Below are 26,251 nucleotides of genomic sequence, written 5' to 3'. Positions count from 1 at the left end.
TCGCATCCCGCACTAACCGCACCCCACCGTGAACCGCCCAGGAGGCCCCGATGGACAAACTCGAACCACCCGTTCCCGAGCAGGAGATCACCCCGGCCGAGCCGGTCGAATCGATCCCCGACGACCAGGCCGGCGACATGCTGCCGGACCTTCCCGCTGAGCAGCAGCAGGAGCTCGAGCAGCGCGCGGATGCCTGGGTCGAGCAGGTCGCCCAGCTGAATCCCCACTCGCAGGAGTACACCGCGCAGGTCAACGCGCTGGGCGCGGTGGCGCGCCGCACCTTCGAGCGCACCAGCCAGACCTCCTCGCGCTTCATGCAGCAGTCGCTGCGGGAGTCGAAGGAGAAGGGCAATGCGCAGGAGTCGGTGGCGAAGTCGCTCTCCGAGCTGCGCACCACCATGGGTGAGCTCGCTCCGAAGGAGGAGACCTTCGCCGACAAGGCGCTGTCCTTCCTGCCGGGCCGCAATCTCGCCAAGCGCTACTTCCGCAGCTTCGAATCGAACCAGGACCAGCTCGATCAGGTGCTCGGCGCGCTCAGCCGCGGCCAGGAGATGCTGCAGAAGGACAATGCCGAGCTGTCGGTGGAACGTCGGGCGCTGTGGGAGGACCTCGCCTCCCTGAAGAAGGCCTCCTACCTGCTCAGCCTGCTCGATGACCGGGCGGTGCGCCGCGCCGAGCAGACCCGCGCCGAGGGGAAGGCCGCCGAGGCCGATGCCCTGGAGCGGGACGTGCTGTTCGCGGTGCGGCAGCGCCGCCAGGACGTGGCCACCCAGATCGCGGTGACCGTCCAGGCCTACCTGTCGATGGGCCTCATCGAGGACAACAACACCAAGCTCCAGCAGGGGGTGGAGCGGGCGCGGACCACCACCGTCACCGCGCTGCGCACCGCAGTGATCACCGCCCAGGCGCTGGAGAACCAGAAGATCGTGCTGGATCAGATCGATGCGGTCAACCGCACCACTGATGACCTCATCTCCCGCACCTCGCAGATGCTGGCGGACAACTCGGTGAAGATCCAGGAGCAGGCCGCGACCTCCGGGGTCTCCGAGGAGACGCTGCAGAAGGCCTTCGAGAACCTGTTCACCACGATGGACGGGATCGACGCCTTCCGCACCCAGGCCAACCAGAACTTCCTCACCACGGTGACGAACCTGGAGCAGCAGGTCCATCGCGCCCAGCCCTACCTGGAGCGGATGCAGAACGAGCAGCCCGAGCACGAGCAGATCGAGCAGGCCAGTGCGATGGACCTGCTCGAGATCGAGGACCGGCGATGAGCACCTCTCACGCCCTGGCGTTGGAAGGAGTGCTCTGATGGCCTCTGCGGTCACCGATCGTGCGATCAGCGCGATCAAGCAGATGGTGGTGGACGGGACGCTGAAGCCCGGCGACCGGCTCCCCACCGAGAGCGAGCTGTCCGAGCGGATCGGGGTCTCGCGCAACTCGCTGCGCGAGGCGGTCAAGGCGCTGTCCGTGATCCGGGTGCTCGATGTGCGCCAGGGCGACGGCACCTATGTGACGGCCCTCGAGCCGGAGCAGCTGCTGGAGTCCCTCGCCTTCGTGCTGGACCTCCACCACGACTCCAGCTATGTGGAGATCATCGAGATCCGGCGCCTGCTGGAGCCGGCCGCGGTCGAGCAGGCCTGCCCGCACCTGACCGACGAGGACTTCGCGAAGCTCGAGCAGTCGATGGCGGACCTCGACGACAGCTCCACCATCGAGGAGCTGGTCGAGGCGGATATCGCCTTCCACCACCTGATCAACGATCGCTGCCCCAACGACTACCTCAGCTCGCTGCTGGACAGCCTCGCCAGCTCGACCGCCCGGGCCCGGGTGTGGCGCGGGCTGACGGACGACTCCGCGGTCGAGCGCACCCTGGCCGAGCACCGCCGGATCCTGGACGCGCTGCAGGCCCGCCGCCCGGACCTCGCCCGCACCTATGCGGCGGCCCATGTCGCCGGCGTCGAGTCCTGGCTGCTGCAGAAGGGGGAGCCGCCGGCCGCGTGACCGCGCCGCAGAGCGCGCCGGGCCGGCCGGCCAAGTGACCGCGCTGCGGCAGGCCCACCCGCCAGCCGGGCCCAGCCCAGCCCAGGATTGTCAGGTTCTGAACCACTTCAGGGGTGAATCTGGTTCGGAACCTGACAATCCTGGTCGGCGGTCGGCGGTCGGTGGTCGGCGGACGGCGGCTGCGATCGCGGGTGCCGGGCGGGTCAGCGGGCGGGTGCCTCGCCGAGCCGGCGGTAGACCCGCGCTGCGGTCCCCTGGGTGACCGCGCGGACGTCGGCCGGCGCCCAGGTGCGCACGTGGGCGAGCAGGGGTGCGAAGCCGCTGGCGAGGTCCAGGTGCTGCGGGGCGATCGGCCAGTCGGAGCCGATCATCAGCCGCTCCGGGCCGAACAGTGCGAGGGCGAGGTCCGCTGCGACGGCGAAGTCACCGTTGCCGCTGGTCGCGAGACCGGAGACCTTCGCGACGACGTTCGGGCAGGCGGCGATCGCCTCGAGCTGCGCCTGCCACCGGGCCATGCCCTCGCGGTCGCCGAGCGGCGGTTTGCCGAGATGGTCCAGCACCACGGTGAGGCCGGGGTGGCGGCGGGCCACGCGCGCCACCTGCTCCATGTGCCGCTCGAAGGCGTCGGGGACATCCAGCGACAGCCCGGCCTCGGCGAGCAGGTCCAGCGACTGCGCCACCTCCGGCCGGTCCAGGAAGCCCGGATCGGGGTCGTCGTGGACCAGGTGGCGCACGCCCACGAGGTGGTCGGAGCGCTGCGGGTCCTCGAGCGCGGCGCGCACGGCGTCCGGATCCTCCAGCGGCAGCCAGCCGACGACGTCGGCCCGCGTGATCCCGAGCCCGCCCTCTCCCTCGATCGTGCGGGCGGTGCGCTGCAGGTGAGCGGTGTCCTCGGCGGTGTCATCGGCCTGGACCAGCACCACCCGGGTGACGCCGAGCTCCACCAGGGCACCGCGGACGTCCTCGATGCCCACGGTGCGGCGCAGCGGCGCCGGGGCCCCGGCGAGCCAGGCGTAGGGGCTCTCGGCGAGGTCCCACAGATGCAGGTGGGCGTCGGTGACCGGCTCAGCGGGCACCATCGGCGCCCTCCGTGCTTCCGGTGCCTCCGCCGCGCACAGCATCCTCGGTGCGCTGCACGTCCTCCCAGGCCGCAGCCGGGATCTCGACGCCCATCCGCTCGGCGTTGGAGCGCACCTGCTCGGCGGTGCGCATCCCCAGCACCACCGAGCGCACGGCGGGGTGGCGCAGCGGGAACTGGACGGCGAGGTCCGGGAGGGTGACCCCGTGCCGCTCGGCGATGCCGGCGAGCTCCCGGGCCCGCTCGATCATCGCGGCGGGGGCCTGGTCGTACTCGTAGGTGGCGTCGTCGGCGACCCGGTGCCGGGCCAGCAGCCCGGAGTTGAACACGGAGACCGCGACGATCCCGACCCCGTGGTCCACGCAGGCCGCGAGCAGCTCCTCGGCGGCGTCCTGCTCGAGCAGGGTGAAGCGGCCCGAGAGCATGACCAGGTCGATCAGTCCGGTGCGGGCCGCGCGGGTGAGCACGTCGGCGTCCTTGGAGCCGACGCCGACGGCGCGGACCAGCCCCTCCTCGCGCATCCGGGCCAGCGCCGGCAGCCCTTCGGCGAAAGCCTGCTCTGTCGGCCCCTCCTCCGGATCGTGGGCGAACAGGATGTCCACCGAGTCCAGACCCAGGCGTTCGAGGGACTCGGCATGGGAGCGGCGCACCCCGGCCTCGGAGTAGTCCCACTGCCGCACGTGGTCATCCGGCACGGCGAAGCCGTCGGCCAGGTCGTCCCCGGTGCCGGGACCGGGCAGCAGCAGGCGCCCCACCTTGGTGGAGACCAGGTACTCCTCGCGCGGGTAGCCGGCCAGGCGCTGGCCGAGGCGGCGCTCGCTGGTGCCGATCCCGTAGTGCGGGGCGGTGTCGAAGCAGCGGATCCCGGCGTCCCAGGCGGCACGCACCGCCCCGTCGGCCTCTTCGTCGGTGGTGGCCCGGTAGAGGTTGCCGAGCTGGGCGGCGCCGAAGCCGAGCGGCGGGAGTTCGAGTGGCGCAGCGGCAGGGGCTGCGGCCGACGGGTCGGCGGCGCTCATGCCGTCACCTCCGGTGCCTGCGCCGGCAGGGACCACACCGGCCTGATCCCGGAGTCGTCACCGCCGTAGTCGTCGACCACCTTGAGGAACTGGTTGATGTGCTGCTGCCAGCGCTGGTTCGCCGGATCGGCGGCGAGCTGTCGGCGCATCGCGGCGTAGTCCTCCACCTCGACCAGGTGGAAGATGTCACGGCCGTCGCGCCAGATCCGCCAGGCGTGCACGCCCGCGGCGCGCAGCGAGGCATCGAGCTCATCGGGGATGCGGGCGTGCTCGCGGTCGTAGTCCGCTTCGCGGCCCTCGGCGATGCGGGTGTGCAGGGCGATCTGTTCCATGCCGGGATCCTCTCAGCGGGTGGCGGACGGTTCCAGGGGTGCACGCCGGGTGCCCTCTGCACCCTGCGGGCCCTGCCCCTCGGCCCAGACGGGACCATCCGGGAACAGGTGGTCCTGGATCGAGGCATCGAGCATGCGGGCCCCGTTGCCGGGCTCCTCGGGCGCCATGTAGGCACCGCTGACGATCCGCACCGGCACCTCGAAGTGCTCATGGAGGTGATCCACGAACTCGATCCGGCGGCGCTCGTCGTCGCCGCCGATCGCGACCGCGTCCAGGAAGGCCACGTGCTGGACCATCTCGCACAGGCCCACTCCCCCGGCGTGGGGGCAGACGGGCACGTCGAACTTGGCCGCGAGCAGCAGGATCGCGAGGTTCTCGTTGATCCCGGCCACCCGAGTGGCGTCAGCCTGCAGCACGTCGATGCCGCCGGCCTGCAGCAGCTGCTTGAACAGCACCCGGTTCGCGGCCTGCTCGCCGGTGGCGATGCGCACGGGCGTGACCGCCTCGCGGATCGCGGCGTGGGCGAGGACGTCATCGGGGTAGGTGGGCTCCTCGACCCAGTACGGGTCGTGCGGGGCCAGGGCGCGGATCGCCTCGATCGCCTCGGCGGTGCCCCAGCGCTGGTTGGCGTCGATCGCGATCGGGAAGGCGGGGCCCATCTCCTCGCGGGCGATCCGCATGCGGCGCTCGTCGTCCGCGGCGTCGGCGCCCACCTTCAGCTTCACCATCTCGAAGCCGTCCTCGCGGGCCTCGCGCAGCAGCCTGACCAGCTTCTCGTCGCTGTAGCCGAGCCAGCCGGGGGTGGTGGTGTAGGCGGGCACGCCCTGCTCGCGCAGTGCGGCGATCCGCTGCTCCTTGCCCTCGGCGCCGCGGCGCAGGATCTCCAGCGCCTCCTCGCGGGTCAGCGCGTCCTCGAGGTAGCGCAGGTCCACCAGCTCCAGCAGCTCCTCGGGGCTGAGCGAGGCGAGGGTGAGCCACAGCGGGCGGCCCTCTCGGCGGGCGCGCAGGTCCCACAGGGCGTTGACCACGGCGCCGATCGCCATGGTCATCACGCCCTTCTCCGGGCCCAGCCAGCGCAGCTGTGAATCGTAGGTGAGCTCGCGGTAGATCCCGCCGAGGTCGGCGAGGACCTCCTCGACGTCCCGGCCCACCAGGTGCGGGGCCAGGGCCGCGATCGCGGCGCTCTGCACGTCGTTGCCGCGGCCGATGGTGAACACCAGCGCGGCGCCCGCGTCACCGGCGTCGGTGCGGAGGGTGAGGTATGCCGCCGAGTAGTCCGGATCGGGGTTCATCGCATCCGAGCCGTCGAGGCTCCGGCTGGTGGGGAAGCGGACGTCCTGCACGTCCAGGGCGGTGAAGGTGCTCATGGGAGGACTCTCTGCGAGGTGGTCGGGGCGGGGACGAAGGCGGTGCGCTGGGTGCCGAGATGCTCGATGCCGATCTCGACCACGTCGTCGGCCTCGAGGTACGGGAAGCGTCCCGAGAGGGCGACGCCCTGCGGGGTGCCGGTGTTGATCACGTCGCCGGGCGAGAGCACCATGTACTGCGAGAGGTGGTGGACGATCCGGGCGACGGTGAAGATCATGTCCGCGGTGGTCGAGTCCTGGCGGGCCTCGCCGTTCACGGCGGACCACAGCCGCAGCGCCTGGGGGTCGACCTCGTCGGCCGGGACCAGCCCGGGGCCCAGCGGATTGAAGCCGCGGCAGTTCTTGCCCTTGGACCACTGGCCCCCGGACTCGGCCATCTGGAAGTCCCGTTCAGAGATGTCGTGGCTGGTCACGTACCCGGCGATGACCTCGAGCGCGGCCTGCTCATCGGGCAGGTAGGCGGCCTCCGTGCCGATCACGACGCCGAGCTCGACCTCCCAGTCGACCTTCTGCGCGCCCGGCGGGATATCGACGTCGTCGTTCGGGCCGACGACGGTGTTGGGGTGCTTGTGGAACAGGATCGGCACCGTGGGCGGCTCCGCGCCGGACTCCGCGGCGTGCTCGGCGTAGTTCTGGCCGATGCACAGCACCGCCATGGGGCGTGCGATCGGGGCGCCGATGCGCTCCTGCTCAGCACCGTCCCAGACCGGCAGCTCTCCGGCCGCAAGCGCCTCGCGCACCCGCGAGATCCCACCGCCGGCGAGGAAGTCCCCGTCGATCTCGTCGGTCAGCGGTGCGAGGCGATAGGTCACCCCCTCGGAGACGGCAGCCGGCTTCTCCTGACCCACCGGGCCGAGACGTCGCAGTTCCACGGACACTCCATTCCTCATCGGGCGCGGTCACCTTCGCCGTCGATGAGAGCCCGAGCCTCATCGATCCACCTATCATCCTATGTCTTGAGGGAAAGAAACAAGCCTGGACGGCAATCAGCCCTGAAACTGCCGGATCAGACCGGGGTCTGGACGCGTGACGGGTGCGCAGAGTTAGGATGACTAGCAGACGTGCCCACCCCCACTTCCTGAGGAGCCCACCTGTGTCCCAGACCCCCGCCACGCCGCCGACCACCCCGGAACCGCACGGCGAGTTCTCCGGCCTGCGCGCCCTGGTCACCGGTGGCGCCTCCGGGATCGGCGCCGCCACCACCACCGCCCTGCTGGGTCGCGGCGCACAGGTGACCGTGCTGGACCTGCATCCGGAGGGCGGTCCCGAGGGCGCGCTCGCGCTGCGCTGTGATGTGGCGGACACCGCGAGCGTCGAGGCGGCGGTGGAAGAGGCCGCCGCCCAGCTCGGCGGCGTGGACATCGTGATCAACAACGCCGGGATCGGCGCGCAGGGCGATGTCACCGGCAACGACGACGCCGAATGGGCCCGGGTCCTCGACGTCAACGTCACCTCGGTGGCCCGGGTGATCCGCGCCGCCCTGCCGCATCTGCGCCGCTCCGCGCATGCCGCGGTGGTGAACACCGCCTCGATCGCCTCCGCGGTGGGCCTGCCGCAGCGGGTGCTCTACTCGGCCACCAAGGGCGCCGTGCAGTCGATGACGCTGGCCATGGCCGCGGATCTGGTGGGTGAGGGGATCCGGGTCAATGCCGTGCTCCCCGGCACCGCGGATACCCCTGGATCGGCCGGCTGCTGGAGAAGGCCGATGATCCCACCGCCGAGCGGGCGGCGCTGGAGGCCCGGCAGCCGCACAGCCGGCTGGTCTCCCCGAGGAGGTCGCCGAGGCCCACTGCTATCTCGCCTCGCCGCGCAACGGCTCCACCGTGGGCGTGCTGCTGTCGATCGACGGCGGCGTCACCGGGGTGCGCACCCGGCCCTGAGCTCTCTCAGTCGGTCGTTCCCCGCAGCACCTGGTAGACGATCGAGTCGTCGCGGCGGTCCCAGCCCAGCTCGCTGCCGCGCTGGTAGATCTCCTGGGCCGATGCGGCGAGCGGGACCTCCTGTCGGACCTCCCGAGCCGCCTCGGAGACCAGCCCCATGTCCTTGACGAAGATGGTCAGCGCGGAGCGGACGTCGTCGAAGGCGCCGTCGACCATGCGCCGCCCGCGGTCGCCGAACATGAAGGAGGCCGCCGCGCCGGTGCCGAGGACCTCGTGGACCTGCTCCAGGTCCAGGCCCATCGAGTCGGCGAGCGCGAGCGCCTCGCCGGCGGCGGCGATGTGCACGCCGCACAGCAGCTGGTTGACGATCTTGAAGCGCTGGCCGTCACCGGGGCGGGGGCCGACGACCGGGGCGTTCGAGGCCAGGGCATCGAGCACGGGTCGCACGGCGGCGACATCCTCCTCGGCGCCTCCCACCATCACCAGCAGATCGCCCTCGGCGGCGCGGGCGGCGCCGCCGGAGACCGGGGCGTCGACGAGGTGGTTGGTGATGCCGTCGAGCTTCGCGGCGGTCTGCTCGATCGCTGCGGGGCCGACGGTGGACATGATCAGCAGGGTCGTCTCCGCGGTGAGGGCCGGGGCGATGCCGTCCTCGCCGAAGAGGACCGCGTCGAGCTGATCGGGGGTGGCGACCATGATCGCGACGATGTCCGCACCCTGGGCGGCGGCGAGGGCGGTCTCGGCGGGCGTGGCGACATCCGCCACGGACGCGCGGGCGGCGGGGTTCACGTCGAAGGCGGTCACGGCGATGCCGGCAGCGGCGGCGGCGCGGGCCATGGGGGCCCCGATCGCGCCGAGGCCGATCCAGGTGAGGGCGGCAGTGGTGGTCATGGGATTCTCCTCGGAGGGCGGCGGATGGAGCGGTGGATCAGCGGGCCGCGACGGCGGCGGTGAGGGTGTCGACGACATCGGCCAGGGCCTGCTCGCCGCCCACGTTGCCGGGGAAGACCACATACGGCATGCCCATGACCTCGGCTGGAGCCTCCTGGGCGGAGAACAGCGAGACCTGGCCGGGCCAGAACTGTCCCTCCACCCGGGCGCGGCGGATGCCGAGGCCGGAGGCCGCGACCTCGTGGGAGGTGATGCCGCCCTTGGCGACGACCCAGGCGGGCTTCGCGTCGCGAATGCGCTGGACCACCTCGACCACGGCGTCGGAGACGCTGCGGGCGATGTCCAGGGACTCGGCGGGATCCTCGGTGCGCACCAGATCTCGGCTGGTGAAGATCACGCAGTCCTCGAACTGGAGGGAATCGCGGGCACGCTCGGCCACCTCGGCGAGGTGCTGCGCGCTGCGGTCGTCGAGCAGCGAGGGCACGTCCAGCTCGAGTTCGACGAGCGTGCCGCGGTCCTGGACGGCGCGCAGCTGGGTGGTGGTCAGGCCCACGTGGGAGCCGACCACGACGAGGCCGTGGTCCAGGCGCTGGTCGGGGATGGTGATGGAGACGGGGTCGACCACCTCGGCGCCGTGCTGCCCGGCCAGCGGCCGCACGAAGGAGGGGCCGCAGCGGGTGACGAAGGTGCGTCCCTCGGCCTCGAGCCGGCCGACGGCCTCGGCGACGATCTCCATGTCGGAGTACTCGGTGGCGTTGACGACCACCCAGCGGCGGTCGCGGGCCCCGGCCAGGATCTCCTGCACCCGGTCCGCGCCCCCGGTGCGGATGTCCTCGAGCCCGACGCTGAGCACGTCGGCCGCGCGGACGGCTCCGCCGGAGCGCTCCTCGAGGAACTCGCGCAGCTCGGAATGGCGGTAGCCGAAGGTGGCGTCGGCCGCGAAGTCGGTGTCCCCGACCCGTCGGGGCTCCCCGCCGACGACCGCGAAGTGGACATCGCCCTCGGTGAACCGGCCGGCCTCGAGCATCGCCGGGACGAACAGGAACGCATCGACCTCGACGTCATGGGCGGCGAGCTCGTCGGCGATCGCCATCGGTTCGGCGATGACGTGACCGCGCAGGGTGGAATCCGAGCGGGAGACGACGTGCAGACCCTCCCGTGCGGTCTCGGAGGCGAGCACTCCGGCGAGGATGCGGCGATTCAGCTGCGTCGCCTTCGCCTCGTCCAGGGCCCGGGTGTTGGTCAGCACGAAGCAGGCGGAGCCGGGCTCGGCGAGTGCTGCGGCCGGGATCGCCGGGTCCTGGTCGACGGCGACGTCGATGCCGGCCACGCACTGGGATCCGGTGGGGTCGTCGTCGAGGACGAGCAGGCGGCGGGTGGCGGGGACGGTCACGGTGGTGGCCTTCTTCCTGGGCAGGACGGGAGGGGGACGGCTGAGGGCCGGCGCGCGGGCGCACCGACCCTCAGCGTGTCAGACGGTCATGCGGCGATGACGAACACCACCGCCGACAGCGCGAAGCCGAGCAGCGAGATGGTGGTGCCCACCAGCGACCAGGTCTTGAAGGTGGTCACGGTGTCGAATCCACAGAACTTGCCGATCAGCCAGAACCCGGAGTCGTTCACGTGCGACCAGCCGATGGAAGCGGCGCCGATCGCGATCACCACGGCGGAGACGGCGACACCGTTGAAGTCTCCGGCGATGATCGCCGGTGCCATGATCGCCGCACCGGTGGTGGCGGCGACGGTGGCCGAGCCCTGGGCGACGCGCATCGCCATGGTCACCAGGTAGGCGGCGACGATCAGCGGCAGGCCCATGGCGTCCAGCCCCTCGGCGATCTCGCCGCCGATGCCGGTCTCGGTGAGGATCCGGCCGAAGGCGCCACCCGCACCGGTGATCAGGATGATCGAGCAGACGGGGGCGAGAGCATCGTCCACCAGCTCCTCGATCAGCCCGCCGACCTTCTGCCCGCGGCGGCGCCGCGGGATCACGTACAGCAGGACCATGGCCAGGAGTACGGAGAGCGCGAGCGCGACCGGCGTCGCACCGATCAGGCGTGACAGCTGGAAGCCGAGGTTGTCCGCGGTGACGGTCCCCTGCTTCTCCAAGGTGGAGAAGGCCGTGTTGAAGAAGATCAGCACCAGCGGCAGCAGCAGCACCAGCAGGATGCCGCCGATCCCGGGCCGCTCCTCGACGGGGACCTCGCGGGGCTCGCCGAGCAGGGCCGGCACCGGGGTGTTCGGGAACCGCTTGGAGATCGCGCGGGCCACCAGGTAGCCACCGAAGTACCAGGTGGGAAGGCCGATCAGCAGGCCGATCAGCACGACGAGCCCGATATCGGCGCCCATCACGGTGGCGGCAGCGGTGGGGCCGGGGTGCGGCGGCAGCAGCGCGTGCATCATCATGAACGACGCGATCGAGGGCAGCACGTAGAGCATGAACGAGCCGCCCAGGCGGCGGGCGACGGTGTAGATGACCGGCAGCATCACGATGAAGCCGGCATCGAGGAAGATCGGGAACGCATAGAACAGCGAGGCGACGGCGAGCGCCAGCGGCGCCCGCTTCTCCCCGAAGGTGTCGAGCATCTTGTCGGCGAGCACCTGGGCGCCGCCGGTCACTTCGACCAGCCGGCCCAGCACTGCGCCGAAACCGACCAGCAATGCCACTGTGCCGACCGTCGAACTGAAGCCGCCGATCACCACATCGATGACGTCACCGACGCCGATGCCGGCGGCGAGGCCGGTGGCGACAGCGACGATCAGCAGGGAGAAGAAGGCGTGCAGGCGCACTTTGATGATGAGGACGAGCAGGACGGCGATCGCGACGACCGCGATCGCGAGGAGCAGCCAGACCGGCCGCTCCGCGAAGACGAGTTCTTCCACGAGGGATCTCCAGAGTTCGGTTGGGCTCGCCGTGTCGGGGCCCCGATGCAGGAACGCTCGGGATCCGGGCTCGCACACGGGTCCCGAGCGTTCGGCTCGATTCCCGGGCGACGATGCCCGGCCGACGGGCGGAGCCCGCGGGGTGAAAGGGTGAGGGGTCAGTCGTTCTTCGGGGTGGCCCGGGGTGCCGGGCCGAGCTCTGCCAGCAGCTGCGACATCTTCGCGTAGGCCTTGTTGCGGTAGGCGATCAGCTCCGCGGCGGTGGCCTCGTCGTAGTCGCCGAGCAGGCCCTTGCCGTTCTTGACGCCCTTGCGGTCCGCTGCGACGGAGTCGGTGAGCAGCTGCGGGGTCGCCAGGCGGTCGCCGAAGGCATCCTCGAAGGTCACGAAGCAATTGGCATAGACGTCGAGGCCCGCCTGGTCGGCGATCGCGAAGGGGCCGAAGAAGCCCAGGCGGAAGCCGAAGGTGGTGCGGACGATGGTGTCGACGTCCTCGGCGGTGGCGACACCCTCCTCGACGACGGCGGTGGCCTCCTTCAGCAGGGCGTACTGGAGGCGGTTCAGGACCATGCCGGGGGTGTCCGCGACCTGGGCGCCCTGGTTCCCGGACTTCTCCAGCAGCTCCTTGACGGCGGCGACGGTCTCGGGGGTGGTGGCCTGCCCGGCGACGAGCTCGACGCCCGGGATGAAGGGGGCGGGGTTGGAGAAGTGGACGGTGAGGAACCGCTCGGGGTTCTTCACCGCGCTCTCGAGCTCCTTGACCGGGATGGTCGAGGTGTTGGTGCCGATGATCGCGTCCGGGCGGGCGTGCTCGGAGATCTTCCCGAGCACCTCGCGCTTGACGTCGAGCCGCTCGAACACGGCCTCCTCGATGAAGTCGACGTCGGCGACCGCGTCCTCGAGGGTCCTGCCGGCGGTGATGTTCTTCGCCACCAGCTCCGCGGAGCCGGGGGCGTAGAGGCCCTGCTCCTCGAAGTCGCGCGCCTCCTGCTGGAGCCGCTCGAGGGAGGCGTTCGCGTTCTCGACGCTGACGTCGGCGATGGTCACCTCGAAGCCGGCGATGGCGAGGACCTGGGCGATGCCGCCGCCCATGTAGCCGGCGCCGACGATGGTCACGGTGGAGATGGTCATGCGGGAACTCCTTCGTCCGGGCTGTGCGCCGTCACGGAGGAGGGCGCCTGTGCCGCCACGTGCCGCCGCCGCTGCGTCCGGGGGCGGGTCCGTGGAGTGATCACGACAATAGTGATCCTATTGGATATTGGCTAGGGGTGTGATCCAGTACACACTGGATCGGTGATTCTCGGAGGGATCAGTGCATGTGCTTGCCGCCGTCGACGTTGATCGAGGTGCCGCTGACGAAGCTCGAGTCCTCGCCCACCAGGAAGGCGATCAGACCGGCGACCTCCTCGGGCTGGCCCACGCGCTGCAGCGGGATGTTCGAGCTCATGCCCGCCTTCCGCTCATCGGTGAGGGTGCCGCCCATGATGTCGGTGTCGATCGGGCCCGGCAGGATCACGTTGGCGGTGATGCCGTGGACCCCGAGCTCGCGGGCCGCGCCGCGGGTCAGGCCCTGCACCGCGGCCTTCGCCGCCGCATAGCCGGTCTTGGAGAAGGTGCCGCCGCCGTCCAGCGCGGTGATCGAGGAGGTGTTGACGATCCGGCCGCCGACGCCGCCGTCGATCATGCGCTTCGCCGCGGCCTGCATCATCAGCAGGGTGCCCTTGCCGTTGACGTTCATGACCCGGTCCCAGATCTCCGAGGTGATCTCGAGGATCGAGTGGGGGCTGGGGATGCCGGCGAGGTTCACCAGCGCCACCAGCTGCGGCAGCTCGGCATCGATCCGCGCGAAGGCGGCATCGACCGAGGCCTGATCGCTGATGTCCACTCCCACGCCGACCACCCTCACGCCGGAGTCGGCGGGGATCTCGGCGTTCAGCGCGGCGGCGAACTCCTCGACGGCCGCGCCGTCGATGTCTGCCGCGGCCACGTTCCAGCCCTCGGCGACGAGCTTGCGCACGACGCGGCGGCCGATGCCGCGAGGGGCGCCGGCGCCGGTGACCACTGCGGTGCGGCGGGCGGGGAAGGGCTGGACGGTCGTGGTCTCGATGAGCGGGTTCTGTGCGGTCATAGGTGATTCTCCTTCGACGGGGGTGGCGGGGCTCAGGCGGGGTGCTCCGCCAGGGCGGAGGCGAGCACCTGCCGGATGTAGTGCACGTTCTCGGCGATCACGCCGAGGGAGTCGGAGCCGTAGTGCTCGCAGCAGAACGGGCCGGTGTAGCCGAGCTCGAGGGCGCGGCGGATCACGGTGCGGTAGTTGATGTAGCCGTACTTCAGGGGCATCGGGGCGCTCGTGTACGCCCCGGTCGCGGCGTCGTAGTCGCGGGTGTAGTTCTTGATGTGCCAGAAGTTCGAGTGCGGCAGGACCTTCTCGAACATCTCCGGCCACGCCTCGACCTCGCGGTGCAGGCGCACCAGGTTGCCGAGGTCCGGGTTCAGGCCGACGGAGGAGTGGTCGACGTCCTGGACGAAGGCGACGGCCTCGTCGGCGGTGCCGACGTAGGTGTCCTCGTACATCTCCAGGCTCAGCTGCACGCCCTGCGATGCCGCGGCGTCGCCCAGCTCACGGACCCGCTCGATGGCCAGGTCGCGCAGCGCCGGATCGTCCACGTGCCCGTCCTCGAGCCAGAACCAGATGGCCTTCGCCTGCTTCCCGGTGAGGGCCTGCATGAAGCCGGTGTTCACGACGGTCACGCCGAAGCTCGGGGCGAGCTCGATGAAGCGGTGTGCATCGGCGAGGTTCTGCTCCCCCCGCTCGACGTCGACCACGGAGCTGCGGGTCATGGAGATCGAGGAGAGGGACATGCCCTCGCCGTCGAGAACCCGGCGGAACTCCTCGAGACGCTCGTCGCTGAGCTTCGCGAGCGGGAGCCAGGCGTCGGTGGGATCGACCTGGTCGACCCCGAGCTCCTTGACCTGGCGCAGCTGGGAGGCCCAGATGGCGGAGGAGGCCTCCAGCGTCGGCGTGCCGTCCGAGGTGGTGCTGCCGAACGAGAGCATGTTGGCCCCGATCGGCCAGTTCTCTGCGGTGAACATCGTTGTCCCTTCATCGAGCGAAAGTGTCTGAGGCATATCCTATAGGATAGATGGGACTAGAGGAAGGGGGTGCGTTCCTATAGGATTACTGGAAGATGCGGGCGTCCCCCGGACCCGCCCACGACTACTGCCGTCGGCACCCCACTCGGCGGCTCTCGGAGGAAAACACGATGACGTACCTCTTCAACGACCCCGCGCAGTTCGCGGCCGACGCGGTCGCGGGCCTCGCCGCCGCCCATCCCGATCACGTCGCGGTCGTGCACGGCGGCGTGGTGCGCGCGACCGAGACCCCGGCGGGCCAGCCCGCACTGGTGATCGGCGGCGGCTCCGGTCACTACCCCGCCTTCGCCGGCTGGGTGGGCCCGGGCATGGGCCACGGGGCCCCCTGCGGGAACATCTTCTCCTCGCCCTCGGCCTCGCAGGTCTACTCCGTGGCCCGCAACGCCGAGAACGGCGGCGGGGTGGTCCTGGGCTTCGGCAACTATGCCGGGGACGTGCTGCACTTCGGCGCCGCGGCGGAGAAGCTGCGCGCCGAAGGCATCGATGTGCGGATCATCAAGGTCAGCGATGACATCGTCTCCAACTCCCCGAGAACCATCGCGACCGCCGCGGGATCGCCGGTGACCTGCCGGTGTTCAAGATCGCCGGCGCCGCGATCGAGGCCGGCGCCGACCTGGAGGCGGCCGAGCGGATCGCCTGGAAGGCGAACGACGCCACCCGCTCCTTCGGCGTCGCCTTCGACGGCCCCACCCTGCCCGGCGCCCCCGAGACGCTGTTCCATGTCGAGGACGGCCAGATGGGTGTGGGCCTGGGCATCCACGGCGAGCCCGGCGTGCGCGACGAGCCGCTCGGCACCGCCGACGAGATCGCGACGATGCTGGTCGAGGGGGTCCTCGCCGAGCAGCCCGAGCGCACCGAGGGCGGCTACCGCGGCCGCGCCGCGGTGCTGGTCAACGGCCTGGGCACCGTGAAGTACGAGGAGCTCTTCGTCGTCTACGCGAAGGTCGCCGCGCTGCTCGAGGACGCGGGCATCACCCCGGTCCGCCCGGAGGTCGGCGAGCTGGTGACCAGCCTGGACATGGCCGGACTGTCCCTGACCCTGGTGTTCCTGGACGAGGAGCTCGAGCAGCACTGGCTCGCCCCCGTGGACACCCCCGCCTTCCACCGCGGCGCGATGGCGCGGACCGCGCGTCCCCGCCGCACCAGCTTCTGGGAGGCCGGCGCCGACGAGACGCCCGCCTCGAGCGCGGAGTCCCGCACGGCGGCCGCGAAGATCGTCGGCGTCCTGGAGCTGTTCGAGACCGTCTGCGCCCGCGAGGAGGCCGAGCTGGGCCGGATCGACGCGATCGCCGGCGACGGCGACCACGGCCAGGGCATGGCCTATGGCACCAAGGGCGCGGCGGCTGCCGCGCGGGAGGCCCTCGAGGCCAGAGCCGGGGCCCGCACGTTGCTGGTCCGGGCCGGCGAGGCGTGGTCCGAGTCCGCCGGCGGCACCTCAGGGGCGCTCTGGGGAGCGGCCCTGATCGCTGCCGGCAGCGTGTTCGATGACCGGTCCGGGGCCGAGCCCCGCACCGTCGTGGACGCGGTCGAGGCCGGGATCGACGCCATCCAGCGCCTGGGCGGTGCGCAGGTGGGTGACAAGACCATGGTCGACGCCGCCGCTCCCTTCCGGGAGACTCTGGAGTCCGCCTTCACCGGGGACAACGCCGCCGAGGCGATCCTGGAGGCGGCGGGGGTCGCGCGCGAGGCGGCCGACGCCACCGCAGACATCGCGGCGTCCCTGGGACGCTCCCGGGTGCTGGGCGAGAAGTCGATCGGCACCCCCGACCCCGGCGCGATCTCCTTCTCGATCCTCATGCAGGAGCTCGGCCAGCACCTGTCCTGACCACCGCACCACCCGCGACTGCCACCTCTGGTTCGAGCAGCGCGATAACCACTACGAAGGAGGAGCTCATGGCTCTGAAGATCATCGTCGGCGGCGACAGCGCCGGTTACGGCTACAAGGAAGAGTTCAAGGCCCTGCTCGAAGCGGACTCCCGCGTCGAGTCGGTTCTCGACGTCGGTGTGGGCAGCACCGAGGACGGCACCTACTACCCCAACGTCGCCGTCGCAGCGGCCGAGCAGGTCGCCGCCGGCGAGGCGGACCGGGCCCTGCTGATCTGCGGCACCGGCCTGGGTGTCGCGATCGCGGCGAACAAGGTCCCCGGCGTCCGCGCCGTGACCGCCCACGACCTGTACTCCGTCCAGCGCTCCGTGCTCTCGAACAACGCGCAGGTCCTCTGCATGGGCCAGCGCGTGATCGGGCTGGAGTCCGCGAAGGAGCTGGTCAAGGTGTGGCTGGACCTCGAGTTCGACCCGGCCTCCTCCTCCGCCGCGAAGGTCGACGCGATCTGCGCCTACGACGGCTCCCTCGAGCAGGCCTGAGACCGGGGTCCCGCGCACGGGCAGACCGCACCACCGGACCACCGGATTGTCAGGTTCCGAACCAATTCCAGGGCTGTCCTGGAACGGAATCTGACGATCCGGCACGGTTTAGCCCCGCGACGCGGGACGAAGGAGAGCCATGAGCGCCCTGTGGGTGGGCACCAGCTGGAAGATGACCAAGACCCTGGCCGAGGCGCGGTCCTGGGCCGAGGGCCTGCATGATCATCTCGCCGGGGCGCTGCCCACCGGCGTGCAGCCCTTCGTGATCCCGTCGTTCACCGCCACCACCACGGTGGCCGGCATCCTCGGCGAGGACTCCCCCGCCCTGCTGGGGGTACAGAACGCCCACTGGGAGGATGCCGGGGCATGGACCGGGGAGGTCTCGGTGCCGCAGGCGAAGGATGCCGGCGCCCGGATCGTCGAGATCGGCCACTCCGAGCGCCGGGAGCACTTCGGCGAGACCGTGGAGACCACCCGTCTGAAGGTCGCCGCCGCCCTGCGCCACGGCCTGACCCCGCTGCTGTGCATCGGGGAGAGCGCGGAGGTGAAGAAGGCCGGCGGCTCGGCCGAGTTCATCCTGCGCCAGGCCCGGGGCGCCCTCGCCGGGCTCTCCGACCAGGAGCTCTCCTGCGTGGTGGTCGCCTACGAGCCCATCTGGGCGATCGGCGAGAAGGGTCGGCCGGCCACAGTAGAGGAGCTCGTCGAACCCTTCGCGGCGCTGGGCGCGGAATACTCCGGGAGAGTCGCCGGGCTGCTCTACGGCGGCTCGGTCAACCTCGACAATGCCGCCGATCTGCTCGGCATCGAGCACGTCACCGGGCTGTTCGTGGGCCGCACCGCCTGGCAGCTGGAGGGCTACCTCGAGCTGCTGCAGATCGCCGCCGCGCACGCGGGGTCGGGGCAGGTCGGGGGATAGCCCCCAGCCGCTTCTCGGGCCCCGCGATACGCTGGAAGCCGTCGATGTGAGGAGCCGAGGACCATCCCCGGCGGAGACCGTCGGAGACCGTCCGGCGTCGGCCTCGGCTCCCTCGGAGAGGTCTGCGGATAGCCCATGAATGCACAGAACCGATCGCCGCGGCAGCAGCCGGTGCGGCGGACCGGCATGCCTCCGCGACCCGGCCCCTCCGCCCGTCGCGGCTCGGGCATCCCCCGCGCCCCGCAGCGCCCCGCGCCCTGGGCGCCCGGGCAGCAACCGCTGGTGGGAAAGATCCACGCCCCGTTCTCGAAGGCGGTCGTGCCGCGCCGACGTCGCGGTCGCTGGCTCACCCACGGCGTGCCCTCCGTGCTCGCGGGTGTCGTCGGCCTCAGCAGCTTCCTCACCCTCGGGGTGAGCAGTCTGGTGGGCGGCGCCGGGCTGCTCGCTCCGCTGCTGGCAGGGCTGGGGATCGCGGTCGTGGTCGGCGGCGGCAGCGCATTCCTGCTCCGCAACCGCGGGCCGGGACCGGTGCGGCTGGGCCGCAGCGCGACGGAGATCCCCGCCGCGACCCGCACGATGCTCGAGAAGGTCGTCAAGGACTCCCGCCAGCAGCGGCGGCGGCTGCGGGGATGCAGCGGCGTGCCCGCGGCTCAGCGGTCTCCCAGATCCTGCACCACGCGGAGACGCTGCTGATGCGGATCGATGCGCTGCTGGGTTCTGCGGCCATCCAGTCGCGACGCGCCTCGGATCCCGATGTGATGCTGCTCGAGGGGATGGCCGACCGCTACGTCCCGGATCTGGTGGACGCGCTCGAGAACACCGTCGGCTTCCTCGCCCCCACCACCACCGAGGAGGCGCGGGAGCGGGCGATCGCGAACCTGCACAGCATCGATGAGCAGCTGTCCGTGCTCGCCGGAAGCATCGACCGGCTCGAGAACGACATCATCGCCGGGGTCACCCGGAGCCTGGACGTGCACTCGGAATTCCTGCGGGCGCGCTTCCCGAACCCGCAGAGGATCCGCTCGTCGACCGCTGACCAGCAGCAGCATGCCGCTGTCGGGTTCGATCGTGCGTCTCAGCCCCGCGCGTTCCCGGGGCTCTCCGCCGCAGCGATCGACCCCGGAGCCTTCGCCGCACGCCCCTCGACCCCGCTCAGGGACCGGGCGAGCACCCCGTCGAGATGCGCGGACAGCGCACGGAGCGCACCATCATGGTTCTGCTGACGGACCATGTCCAGGATCAGGCCGTGCTCGTGATGGGCGGTGTGCCCGTCGAAGGTCTCCGGACCCCCGGACCATGTCTGCCGCATGCGATGGGTGTAGGTGCTGAGGTTCTCCACCATCGAGCGCAGGTAGCGGTTCTCGGCATGGGCGAAGAACACCTGGTGGAACGCCCAGTCGGCACGGAAGTGCTCGTTGAGCAGGGCATAGTCCTCGGTGCCGTCGCCGCTGATCCGGGCGAGCACCTCCGCGTGGACGCGGTGGGCCGCATCGAGATCGGCGACGAGCTCGTCGTGGTCGTGGAAGGCGCGTCCCAGCGCCGCCGACTCGACGACCTTGCGCGCATCCAGCAGCTCCGTCATGTGCTCGGCATCGAGCGGGGGCGCGACCACGTATCCGCGCAGAGCGACGTATTCGACCAGTCCGGAGCGCTCCAGCGAGACCATCGCCTCGCGCACCGGGGTCGGCGAGACCTCGAGATCCCGGGCCAGCCCGTCGATGCTGAGCCGGGAGCCCGGCGCCCACCGCGCCTCGAGGAGCCGCTGCAGGATCAGCTCCTCGACCTCGGCGCGCAGGACCTGTCGACGCACAGCCATCACCGCGCTCCCCTCTTCTCCCCGATCTCAGCTCCACGGGCCGCCGTGGTTCCGGACCCGACCCCGCCTCACACTATAGGAAGTCGGGTGGAACGCCCGACGGCTGACGGCATCGCCGGCTCACCGGTGCCTGCGAGATCGCGCCTCATCCGGTCAGCGCGTTCGGGAACCCGAGATGCTTGGCGATGATCCCGAGCTGCACCTCGGTGGAGCCCTCGCCCACCTCGAGCACGCGGGAGTCGCGGTAGTGGCGGGCCACCACGTTCTCGTTGAGGAAGCCGTTGCCGCCCCAGATCTGGCAGGCGTCACGGGCGTTGGCGACCGCGGCCTCGCTGCTGACGAGCTTGGCCAGGGAGGCCTCGTGGCTGAAGGACATCCCGGCATCGAGGCGGCGCGCGGCCTCGTGCATCAGGGCACGGGCGCTGGCGACCCGGGACTGCATGCGGGCGAGGGTGAAGGCGATGTGCTGGTTCTCCCCCAGGGTCCTGCCGAACACCACCCGTTTCTGGGCGTAGTCCACGGCCTGCTCGAGGCAGCCCTGGGCGGCGCCCACGCACAGCGCGGCCAGCGCCACGCGCCCCTGGTCGAGGATGGACAGGAAGTTCGCGAAGCCGCGACCGCGCTCCCCCAGCAGATTCTCCTCGGGCACGCGCACGTCCTCGAGCAGCAGCGGATGGGTGTCCGAGGTGTGCCAGCCCACCTTGTCGTAGCCGGGCAGGGCCGTGAACCCCGGGGTGTCGGTCGGGACGATGATGCTGGTCAGCTCCGGAGTGGTGCGTCCGTCGCTGCGCCGGCGCTGGCCGGTGACGGCAGTGACGGTGACCAGCGAGGTGATGGGGGTGCCGGAGTTGGTGATGAACTGCTTGGTCCCGTCCAGCACCCACTGGCCGTCCTCGAGGCGGGCGGTGGTGCGGGTCCCGCCGGCATCGGAGCCGGCATCGGCCTCGGTGAGCCCGAAGGCGGCGAGCTCCTCGCCGCGGGCCAGGGCCGGCAGATAGCGCTCCTTCTGGGCCTCGGTGCCGAAGCTGAGGATCGGCATCGCGCCCAGGCCCAGCCCGGCCTCGAGGGTGACGGCGATGGACTGGTCCACCCTGGCCAGCTGCTCCACCGCGACGCACAGGGACATGTAGTCCCTGCCCTGTCCGTCATAGTCGCGCGGGATCGGGAGCCCGAACAGTCCCAGCTGTCCCATCTGGGCGATGATCTCCATCGGCAGGCGCCGCTTGGTGTCGTACTCGTAGCTGGCGGGGGCGACGACCTCGTCGGCGAACTCGCGGACCTCTGCGGCCAGGCGCTGGTGCTCCTGGCTCAGCATGTCCGTGCCGGGCGGGGGTGTGGGGGTGGTGCTCACAGAGGACTCCTTCTCGGGGACGGCGGTGCTCATGCATCCCGCCCGGTGCGGTGCGGATCAGTGCGGTGCGGAGCGGGGATCTGCGGGTCGAGGACTCCCGCGAGGCTGCGGAAGGCCAGCGAGCGGGCGTGGCGCAGGATCGGTCCATCGACCATGCGCCCCTCGTGCTCGAACACCCCGGTGCCGTGACGCTGTGCGGCATCGAGGACGCCGCGGGCCCAGGCGGCCTCGGCGGGGCTGGGAGCATAGGCGGCGCGGATGGCGGCGGCCTGGTCGGGATGGATGCACGCGGTGGCGGTGAAGCCGCTGGCCGCGGCGTCCTCGGCCTCGGCGCGCCAGGCATCCTGGTCGGCGAGGTCGGTGTGGATCGCGTCGATCGCGCTGCGTCCGTGGGCCCGCGCGGCCAGGAGCACGCTGGAGCGGGCGTGGCGTACCACGTCGCGGTAGGTCCCGTCGGCGTGCCGGGAGGAGGTCCCGCCGAGGGAGGCGATGAGGTCCTCCCCGCCCCACATCAGCGCGGCCACGTCGGAGTGCGCGGCCAGGGCGGGGGCGGCCAGGATGCCGCCGGCGGTCTCGCACAGCGCCACCACCCGCACCCCGGGCAGGGCGCCGACGAGCCGGTCCACCGCGGTGAGGCTGCTGGCCTTGGGCAGCATCACCCAGCGGGGGCGGTGTGCGCTCAGCGCCCGCAGGTCGGCCTCGAAGTCGGGCCCGCCGGGGGCGTTGACCCGGATGAGGGTGCGGGCGGGGTCCAGCTGGTGGGCGGCGACGGTCTCGCGGGCGGCGGCCTTGTTCTCCGGGGCGACGGCGTCCTCGAGGTCGAGGATCACCGCGTCGGCCCGGTCGGCGGCCTTGGCGAAGCGGTCGGGACGGTCCCCGGGGCAGAACAGCAGCGAGGGACCCAGCGGGAAGGACTCGTGCTCGTCGGCCGGCTGGGCGTCCGGGGCGCCGTGACGCTGGCGGCAGGTGGTCCGGCTGCCCGGCGCGATGTGCTCGTGCGTGCTGGTCATGAGTCCTCCTGGTCCGGCGTGGGGCGGTAGTGCATCAGGGTGCTGCGGGCGGCGCGGACGACGACGTCGCCGTGCTGGTCGCGTCCGGTGTGGACGAGGGAGACGACCGCCTGGCCGGGCCGTGAGCGGGAGGCGCGCACGCCCAGCACCGTGGTCTCGCTGTAGAGGGTGTCGCCGTGGTGCAGCGGGTGCGGGAAGGAGATCTCCTCGAAGCCGAGGTTCGCCACCAAGGTCCCCTGGGTGATCTGGGCGACCGAGGCGCCGACGACGGTGGCGAGAGTGAACATCGAGTTCACCAGTCGCTGCCCGAACTCGGTGGTCTCGCTCCAGGCCGCATCGAGGTGAAGGGCCTGCGGGTTCATCGTCATGGTGGAGAACAGGATGTTGTCCGCCTCGCTGACAGTGCGGCCGGGACGATGCTCGTAGGTGGCGCCGATCTGCAGCTCGTCGGCGAAGAGCCCGCGCTGGACGATGCGGGGCCCGTCGGGGGCGTCGTCGCTCATGAGCTGACCTCCTGCTGGGGGACTGGTTCGGGCACGGGATCCGAGGCGGACCCCGCGATATCGGGCTCGTCGGGCAGCACCTGGGCAACCTCCTCGCCGCGGGCCACCCGGTGCCCGGCGGCGACGTGCAGGGCCACGATGCCGTCGCCGGGGGCGGTCAGGGTGTGCTCCATCTTCATCGCCTCCACCACCAGCACGGGGTCGCCGGCGCTGACCCGGTCGCCGTCGGCCACCAGCACGGTGGTGACGGTGCCGGGCATCGGTGATTCGAGCGTCGGCGCCGCCTCCCGGCCGGTGGGGCTGTGGATCCGGCGGTGCAGGGTCAGCTCGCGATCCTCGCCCGGCAGCCCGATCCAGAGCGCGTCCTCGGTGCAGTGGTGGGTCAGCGGCAGGCGGCAGCCGTCGACGGTGACCGCGCCGGGGTGCAGGGCGAGGGTGAACTCGTCCTCGCCGACCCGTGCCCGGGCCTGTGCCGGGCTGCCGGTCAGCACGACCTCCAGGGGCGGCTGCTCGTGCCCGTCGAGCCGCACCACGAACGGGGCGGGCCGGCCGAGCCGCCACCCGGTGGGACGGTGCCAGAGATCATCGGGTCGGGAGCGGGCCACCTGGTCCCAGTGCAGCAGCGCCGCGACGGCGAGCGCCCGCGAGGTGACCGGGGGCGGGGCGAGCTCGCTCAGGCGGCGCTCGATCAGCCCGGTGTCCAGGTCACCGCGCGCCACCTCGTCCAGGGCGAGCAGGGAGCGCAGGAACGCGGTGTTGGTGACCACGCCCAGCACATGGGTGTCGCCCAGGGCCCGGTCCAGGGCGGCGAGCGCCTGGGTGCGGGTGGGGGCGTGGGCGATGACCTTGGCGAGCATCGGGTCGTAGCTGCTGGAGACGGTGGTGCCCACACTCAGGGCGTGGTCGATCCGTACATGGTCCGGCAGGTCCAGCGCCAGCACGGTTCCGCCGGTGGGCAGGAATCCGGCGGCGGCGTCCTCGGCGTAGACGCGGGCCTCGATCGCGTGCCCCTCCAGGCGCACCTGGTCCTGGGTGAGCGAGAGCGGCAGGCCGCTCGCGACGCCGATCTGCTCGGCGACCAGGTCGATCCCGGTGATCGCCTCGGTGACGCCGTGCTCGACCTGCAGGCGGGTGTTCATCTCGAGGAAGAACGGGGCGTCAGGGACGGCGCCGTCGATGATGAACTCGACGGTCCCGGCGCCGACGTAGTCGACCGCCCGGGCGGCGGCGACCGCAGCCTGCCCGAAGCGTTCGCGCTGCGCGGGGGTGAGGGAGGGGCTGGGCGCTTCCTCGATCACCTTCTGGTGGCGTCGCTGGAGGGAGCACTCGCGCTCCCCCAGGTGGATCACGTGCCCGTGGGTGTCCGCGAGGACCTGCACCTCGATGTGGCGCGGCGCGGTGATCAGGCGCTCGAGGAAGAGCGTGTCGTCGCCAAAGGCCCCGGCAGCCTCCCGCCGGGCGGCGGCGAGCGCGCCGGGCAGCTCCTCGGCCGCGAAGACCTCGTGCATCCCCTTGCCGCCCCCGCCGGCGGCGGGCTTGACCAGCACCGGGTAGCCGATCTGGGCGGCACCCGCGATCAGCGCCTCGTCGTCGAGCCCGGGCTCGGCCAGTCCCGGCACGACGGGCACGTCGCGGGCGGTGACCGCGGCACGGGCGGAGATCTTGTCGCCCATGGTCTCGATCGCCGCGGCCGACGGGCCGATGAACACCAGGCCGGCCTCGTCGCAGGCACGGGCGAAGTCGGCGCGCTCGGCGAGGAAGCCGTAGCCGGGGTGGACGGCGTCGGCGCCGGCGGCGCGGGCGGCGGCGATGATCTCGGCCCCGTCGAGGTAGGAGTCGATCCGCACGGCGCGGTCGGCGGCGGCCACGTGCGCGGCGTCGGCGTCCTCATCGGTGTGCACCGCGATCCCGGTCAGGCCGAGGTCGCGAAGGGTGCGGAGGATCCTCATCGCGATCTCGCCGCGGTTGGCGATCAGGACGCTGTCGATCATCCGCGGCTCCTCGCCCCGCTGCGGTCCCCCGCTCCTGTGCAGCTCATCGTCCATCCGGCTCTCCTCGCTCATCGGGGCCTCGTCTCTCATCGCGACCTCACATCCGGAAGACGCCGTGGCTGGGCTCGGCCAGCGGGGCGCGGGAGACGACGTCCAGGGCCAGGCCCAGCACGGTGCGGGTCTCGGCGGGGTCGATGACCCCGTCGTCCCAGAGCCGGGCGGTGGAGTAGTAGGGGCTGCCCTGAGTCTCGTACTCCTCGATGATCGGGCGCGTGAACTCGGCCTCCTCGTCCGCGCTCCAGGTGCCGCCGCCCGCCTCGATCCGGTCGCGCTTGACGGTGGCGAGCACGGCGGCGGCCTGGGCGCCGCCCATCACGGACACCCGGGCGTTCGGCCACAGCCACAGGAATCGCGGCGAGTAGGCGCGGCCGCACATCGAGTAGGTGCCGGCGCCGAAGGAGCCGCCGATGACGACGGTGAGCTTGGGGACCCTCGCGCACGCGACGGCGGTGACCATCTTCGCGCCGTCCTTGGCGATGCCGCCGCGCTCGTACTCGGCCCCCACCATGAACCCGGCGATGTTCTGCAGGAACACCAGCGGGATCTCGCGCTGGTCGCAGAGCTCGACGAAGTGGGCGCCCTTGAGCGCGGACTCGCTGAACAGCACCCCGTTGTTGGCGACGATGCCGACGGGGTGGCCGTGGATCCGGGCGAAGCCGGTGACCAGGGTGGTGCCGTAGGTCGGTTTGAACTCGGAGAACTCGCCGGCGTCGACGACCCGGGCGATCACCTCGTGCACGTCGTACGGGGTGGAGAGGTCCGCCGGGACGGCATCGCCCATGGTCGCCGGGTCCACGGCGGGCTCGCGGGGCTCGTGGCGGGGCAGCACGGGCGCGGGTGCCGGGAGGGTGTCGACGATGTCGCGGAGGATCGACAGGGCGTGCTCGTCGTCCTCGGCGAGGTGGTCGGCGACGCCGGAGACCTCGGTGTGCATCGTTCCGCCGCCGAGGTCCTCGGCGCTGACCTCCTCACCGGTGGCGGCCTTCACCAGCGGCGGACCTCCCAGGAAGATCGTGCCCTGGTCGCGGACGATGACGGTCTGGTCGCTCATCGCCGGGACGTAGGCGCCGCCCGCGGTGGAGGAGCCCATCACGGCGGAGATCTGCGCGATGCCCGCGGCGCTCATCCGGGCCTGGTGGTAGAAGATCCGGCCGAAGTGGTCGCGGTCGGGGAACACCTCGTCCTGCATCGGCAGGTAGGCGCCGCCGGAGTCGACGAGGTACACGCATGGCAGGCGGTTCTCCTGCGCGATCTCCTGGGCGCGCAGGTGCTTCTTCACCGTCATCGGGAAGTAGGTGCCGCCCTTGACGGTGGCGTCGTTGGCCAGGACCACGCAGTGCCGGCCCTGGATCATCCCGATCCCGGCGACCACTCCGGCGCCCGGGGCGGCACCGTCGTACATCCCCTCCGCGGCCAGCGGGGCGATCTCCAGGAAAGGCGTGCCCGGATCGAGCAGGCGGTCGATGCGGTCACGGGCGAGCAGCTTGCCGCGCGCGCGGTGCTTCTGCCGGGCGGCGGCGGAGCCGCCCTCCGCCGCCCCGGCGAGACGGTTCTGCAGCTCGGCGACCAGGGCCTCCATCGCCTCAGCGCGGACGGCGGCGGCATCGTCCGCAGCGACGGCGGTGCGCAGTACATCCAT

At 71.6% G+C, this 26,251-nt stretch carries 22 protein-coding genes and 2 pseudogenes; 7 read left to right on the top strand and 17 right to left on the bottom strand.

All coding sequences use genetic code 11. The features are described from left to right. The first annotated feature begins 50 nt into the window (after positions 1–50). Both CFK39_RS08585 and CFK39_RS08580 read left to right on the top strand, forming a co-directional pair. The gene (locus CFK39_RS08585; RefSeq protein WP_089065116.1) at positions 51–1,274 is read left to right on the top strand and encodes a toxic anion resistance protein; all 1,224 of its coding nucleotides are present in this window, start codon (positions 51–53) and stop codon (positions 1,272–1,274) included. A gap of 37 nt (positions 1,275–1,311) precedes the next feature. Then, complete coding sequence (locus CFK39_RS08580; RefSeq protein ID WP_089065115.1) at positions 1,312–2,004, top strand: FadR/GntR family transcriptional regulator; 693 nt, start codon at positions 1,312–1,314, stop codon at positions 2,002–2,004. A gap of 203 nt (positions 2,005–2,207) precedes the next feature. Here CFK39_RS08580 and CFK39_RS08575 read toward each other — a convergent pair whose 3' ends face one another. Genes CFK39_RS08575 through CFK39_RS08555 form a run of 5 tightly spaced genes read right to left on the bottom strand, consistent with a single transcriptional unit; the run spans position 2,208 to position 6,670 of the window. Beyond that, positions 2,208–3,083 (bottom strand): amidohydrolase family protein, encoded by an 876-nt coding sequence (locus tag CFK39_RS08575; protein WP_089065114.1) that lies wholly within the window; start codon positions 3,081–3,083, stop codon positions 2,208–2,210. Next, complete coding sequence (locus tag CFK39_RS08570) at positions 3,070–4,098, bottom strand: aldo/keto reductase (RefSeq protein ID WP_089065113.1); 1,029 nt, start codon at positions 4,096–4,098, stop codon at positions 3,070–3,072. The genes CFK39_RS08575 and CFK39_RS08570 overlap by 14 nt, the downstream gene beginning before the upstream one ends. Next, positions 4,095–4,430 (bottom strand): L-rhamnose mutarotase, encoded by a 336-nt coding sequence (locus CFK39_RS08565; RefSeq protein WP_089065112.1) that lies wholly within the window; start codon positions 4,428–4,430, stop codon positions 4,095–4,097. The genes CFK39_RS08570 and CFK39_RS08565 overlap by 4 nt, the downstream gene beginning before the upstream one ends. A 12-nt stretch (positions 4,431–4,442) precedes the next feature. Next, positions 4,443–5,798 (bottom strand): enolase C-terminal domain-like protein, encoded by a 1,356-nt coding sequence (locus CFK39_RS08560; protein ID WP_089065111.1) that lies wholly within the window; start codon positions 5,796–5,798, stop codon positions 4,443–4,445. Next, the gene (locus CFK39_RS08555) at positions 5,795–6,670 is read right to left on the bottom strand and encodes a fumarylacetoacetate hydrolase family protein (protein ID WP_157697116.1); all 876 of its coding nucleotides are present in this window, start codon (positions 6,668–6,670) and stop codon (positions 5,795–5,797) included. The genes CFK39_RS08560 and CFK39_RS08555 overlap by 4 nt, the downstream gene beginning before the upstream one ends. A 176-nt stretch (positions 6,671–6,846) precedes the next feature. Between CFK39_RS08555 and CFK39_RS08550 the strand changes: the two are divergent. Then, positions 6,847–7,678: pseudogene (locus CFK39_RS08550) on the top strand (SDR family NAD(P)-dependent oxidoreductase). Positions 7,679–7,684: 6 nt separating this feature from the next. Here CFK39_RS08550 and CFK39_RS08545 read toward each other — a convergent pair. From CFK39_RS08545 to CFK39_RS08520, 6 genes are all read right to left on the bottom strand, one after another. Further along, positions 7,685–8,569: an NAD(P)-dependent oxidoreductase gene (locus CFK39_RS08545; protein ID WP_089065109.1), complete on the bottom strand. Its 885-nt coding sequence runs from the start codon at positions 8,567–8,569 to the stop codon at positions 7,685–7,687. 37 nt (positions 8,570–8,606) lie between these two features. Beyond that, positions 8,607–9,962, bottom strand: coding sequence for a four-carbon acid sugar kinase family protein (locus CFK39_RS08540; protein ID WP_157697115.1), 1,356 nt, complete (start codon positions 9,960–9,962; stop codon positions 8,607–8,609). 86 nt (positions 9,963–10,048) lie between these two features. Continuing rightward, positions 10,049–11,449: a GntP family permease gene (locus CFK39_RS08535; protein ID WP_089065107.1), complete on the bottom strand. Its 1,401-nt coding sequence runs from the start codon at positions 11,447–11,449 to the stop codon at positions 10,049–10,051. Between the two features lie 158 nt (positions 11,450–11,607). Further along, positions 11,608–12,579: a 3-hydroxyacyl-CoA dehydrogenase family protein gene (locus tag CFK39_RS08530; RefSeq protein ID WP_089065106.1), complete on the bottom strand. Its 972-nt coding sequence runs from the start codon at positions 12,577–12,579 to the stop codon at positions 11,608–11,610. Positions 12,580–12,757: 178 nt separating this feature from the next. Next, on the bottom strand, positions 12,758–13,576 hold the full coding sequence (locus CFK39_RS08525) for an SDR family NAD(P)-dependent oxidoreductase (protein WP_089065105.1): 819 nt from the start codon (positions 13,574–13,576) through the stop codon (positions 12,758–12,760). A 32-nt stretch (positions 13,577–13,608) separates the two neighbouring features. Then, positions 13,609–14,541, bottom strand: a complete 933-nt coding sequence (locus tag CFK39_RS08520; RefSeq protein WP_089065104.1) for a sugar phosphate isomerase/epimerase family protein — start codon at positions 14,539–14,541, stop codon at positions 13,609–13,611. A gap of 170 nt (positions 14,542–14,711) precedes the next feature. On the opposite strand from CFK39_RS08520, the pseudogene CFK39_RS08515 reads away from it, so the two are divergent. The 4 genes and pseudogenes from CFK39_RS08515 (at position 14,712) to CFK39_RS16470 (ending at position 18,574) form a co-directional block, all read left to right on the top strand. Next, positions 14,712–16,426, top strand: a pseudogene (locus tag CFK39_RS08515) (dihydroxyacetone kinase family protein). 68 nt (positions 16,427–16,494) lie between these two features. Further along, positions 16,495–16,965, top strand: a complete 471-nt coding sequence (locus CFK39_RS08510; RefSeq protein WP_089065103.1) for a ribose-5-phosphate isomerase — start codon at positions 16,495–16,497, stop codon at positions 16,963–16,965. A gap of 139 nt (positions 16,966–17,104) precedes the next feature. Continuing rightward, positions 17,105–17,881, top strand: coding sequence for a triose-phosphate isomerase (locus CFK39_RS08505; protein ID WP_089065102.1), 777 nt, complete (start codon positions 17,105–17,107; stop codon positions 17,879–17,881). Between the two features lie 135 nt (positions 17,882–18,016). Continuing rightward, complete coding sequence (locus tag CFK39_RS16470; RefSeq protein WP_177348995.1) at positions 18,017–18,574, top strand: hypothetical protein; 558 nt, start codon at positions 18,017–18,019, stop codon at positions 18,572–18,574. Positions 18,575–18,956: 382 nt separating this feature from the next. On the opposite strand, the gene CFK39_RS08495 is transcribed toward CFK39_RS16470, so the two are convergent. From CFK39_RS08495 to CFK39_RS08470, 6 genes are all read right to left on the bottom strand, one after another. Beyond that, on the bottom strand, positions 18,957–19,697 hold the full coding sequence (locus CFK39_RS08495; RefSeq protein ID WP_089065101.1) for a GntR family transcriptional regulator: 741 nt from the start codon (positions 19,695–19,697) through the stop codon (positions 18,957–18,959). A gap of 145 nt (positions 19,698–19,842) precedes the next feature. Then, positions 19,843–21,012, bottom strand: coding sequence for an acyl-CoA dehydrogenase family protein (locus CFK39_RS08490; protein WP_245823010.1), 1,170 nt, complete (start codon positions 21,010–21,012; stop codon positions 19,843–19,845). A 65-nt stretch (positions 21,013–21,077) separates the two neighbouring features. Next, positions 21,078–22,058: an HpcH/HpaI aldolase/citrate lyase family protein gene (locus CFK39_RS08485; RefSeq protein ID WP_089065099.1), complete on the bottom strand. Its 981-nt coding sequence runs from the start codon at positions 22,056–22,058 to the stop codon at positions 21,078–21,080. Next, positions 22,055–22,561, bottom strand: coding sequence for a MaoC family dehydratase (locus CFK39_RS08480; protein WP_089065098.1), 507 nt, complete (start codon positions 22,559–22,561; stop codon positions 22,055–22,057). The genes CFK39_RS08485 and CFK39_RS08480 overlap by 4 nt, the downstream gene beginning before the upstream one ends. Continuing rightward, positions 22,558–24,552, bottom strand: coding sequence for an ATP-binding protein (locus CFK39_RS08475; protein WP_172805654.1), 1,995 nt, complete (start codon positions 24,550–24,552; stop codon positions 22,558–22,560). Before CFK39_RS08475 ends, CFK39_RS08480 begins: the two co-directional genes overlap by 4 nt. A gap of 97 nt (positions 24,553–24,649) precedes the next feature. Beyond that, entirely contained in the window at positions 24,650–26,251 is a 1,602-nt protein-coding gene (locus CFK39_RS08470) for a carboxyl transferase domain-containing protein (protein WP_089065097.1), read from the bottom strand.

This window comes from Brachybacterium avium (assembly GCF_002216795.1).
Lineage (GTDB): Bacteria > Actinomycetota > Actinomycetes > Actinomycetales > Dermabacteraceae > Brachybacterium > Brachybacterium avium.
This window is presented reverse-complemented; position numbering and strand designations above follow the sequence as displayed.

Excerpts from the sequence above, each read along its gene's own strand:
- CFK39_RS08585 (WP_089065116.1), top strand. The coding sequence starts at position 51 with ATGGACAAACTCGAACCACCCGTTCCCGAGCAGGAGATCACCCCGGCC.
- CFK39_RS08580 (WP_089065115.1), top strand. The coding sequence starts at position 1,312 with ATGGCCTCTGCGGTCACCGATCGTGCGATCAGCGCGATCAAGCAGATG.
- CFK39_RS08575 (WP_089065114.1), bottom strand. The coding sequence starts at position 3,083 with ATGGTGCCCGCTGAGCCGGTCACCGACGCCCACCTGCATCTGTGGGAC.
- CFK39_RS08570 (WP_089065113.1), bottom strand. The coding sequence starts at position 4,098 with ATGAGCGCCGCCGACCCGTCGGCCGCAGCCCCTGCCGCTGCGCCACTC.
- CFK39_RS08565 (WP_089065112.1), bottom strand. The coding sequence starts at position 4,430 with ATGGAACAGATCGCCCTGCACACCCGCATCGCCGAGGGCCGCGAAGCG.
- CFK39_RS08560 (WP_089065111.1), bottom strand. The coding sequence starts at position 5,798 with ATGAGCACCTTCACCGCCCTGGACGTGCAGGACGTCCGCTTCCCCACC.
- CFK39_RS08545 (WP_089065109.1), bottom strand. The coding sequence starts at position 8,569 with ATGACCACCACTGCCGCCCTCACCTGGATCGGCCTCGGCGCGATCGGG.
- CFK39_RS08530 (WP_089065106.1), bottom strand. The coding sequence starts at position 12,579 with ATGACCATCTCCACCGTGACCATCGTCGGCGCCGGCTACATGGGCGGC.
- CFK39_RS08525 (WP_089065105.1), bottom strand. The coding sequence starts at position 13,576 with ATGACCGCACAGAACCCGCTCATCGAGACCACGACCGTCCAGCCCTTC.
- CFK39_RS08520 (WP_089065104.1), bottom strand. The coding sequence starts at position 14,541 with ATGTTCACCGCAGAGAACTGGCCGATCGGGGCCAACATGCTCTCGTTC.
- CFK39_RS08510 (WP_089065103.1), top strand. The coding sequence starts at position 16,495 with ATGGCTCTGAAGATCATCGTCGGCGGCGACAGCGCCGGTTACGGCTAC.
- CFK39_RS08505 (WP_089065102.1), top strand. The coding sequence starts at position 17,105 with ATGAGCGCCCTGTGGGTGGGCACCAGCTGGAAGATGACCAAGACCCTG.
- CFK39_RS16470 (WP_177348995.1), top strand. The coding sequence starts at position 18,017 with ATGAATGCACAGAACCGATCGCCGCGGCAGCAGCCGGTGCGGCGGACC.
- CFK39_RS08495 (WP_089065101.1), bottom strand. The coding sequence starts at position 19,697 with ATGGCTGTGCGTCGACAGGTCCTGCGCGCCGAGGTCGAGGAGCTGATC.
- CFK39_RS08490 (WP_245823010.1), bottom strand. The coding sequence starts at position 21,012 with ATGCTGAGCCAGGAGCACCAGCGCCTGGCCGCAGAGGTCCGCGAGTTC.
- CFK39_RS08485 (WP_089065099.1), bottom strand. The coding sequence starts at position 22,058 with ATGACCAGCACGCACGAGCACATCGCGCCGGGCAGCCGGACCACCTGC.
- CFK39_RS08480 (WP_089065098.1), bottom strand. The coding sequence starts at position 22,561 with ATGAGCGACGACGCCCCCGACGGGCCCCGCATCGTCCAGCGCGGGCTC.
- CFK39_RS08475 (WP_172805654.1), bottom strand. The coding sequence starts at position 24,552 with ATGATCGACAGCGTCCTGATCGCCAACCGCGGCGAGATCGCGATGAGG.
- CFK39_RS08470 (WP_089065097.1), bottom strand. The coding sequence starts at position 26,251 with ATGGATGTACTGCGCACCGCCGTCGCTGCGGACGATGCCGCCGCCGTC.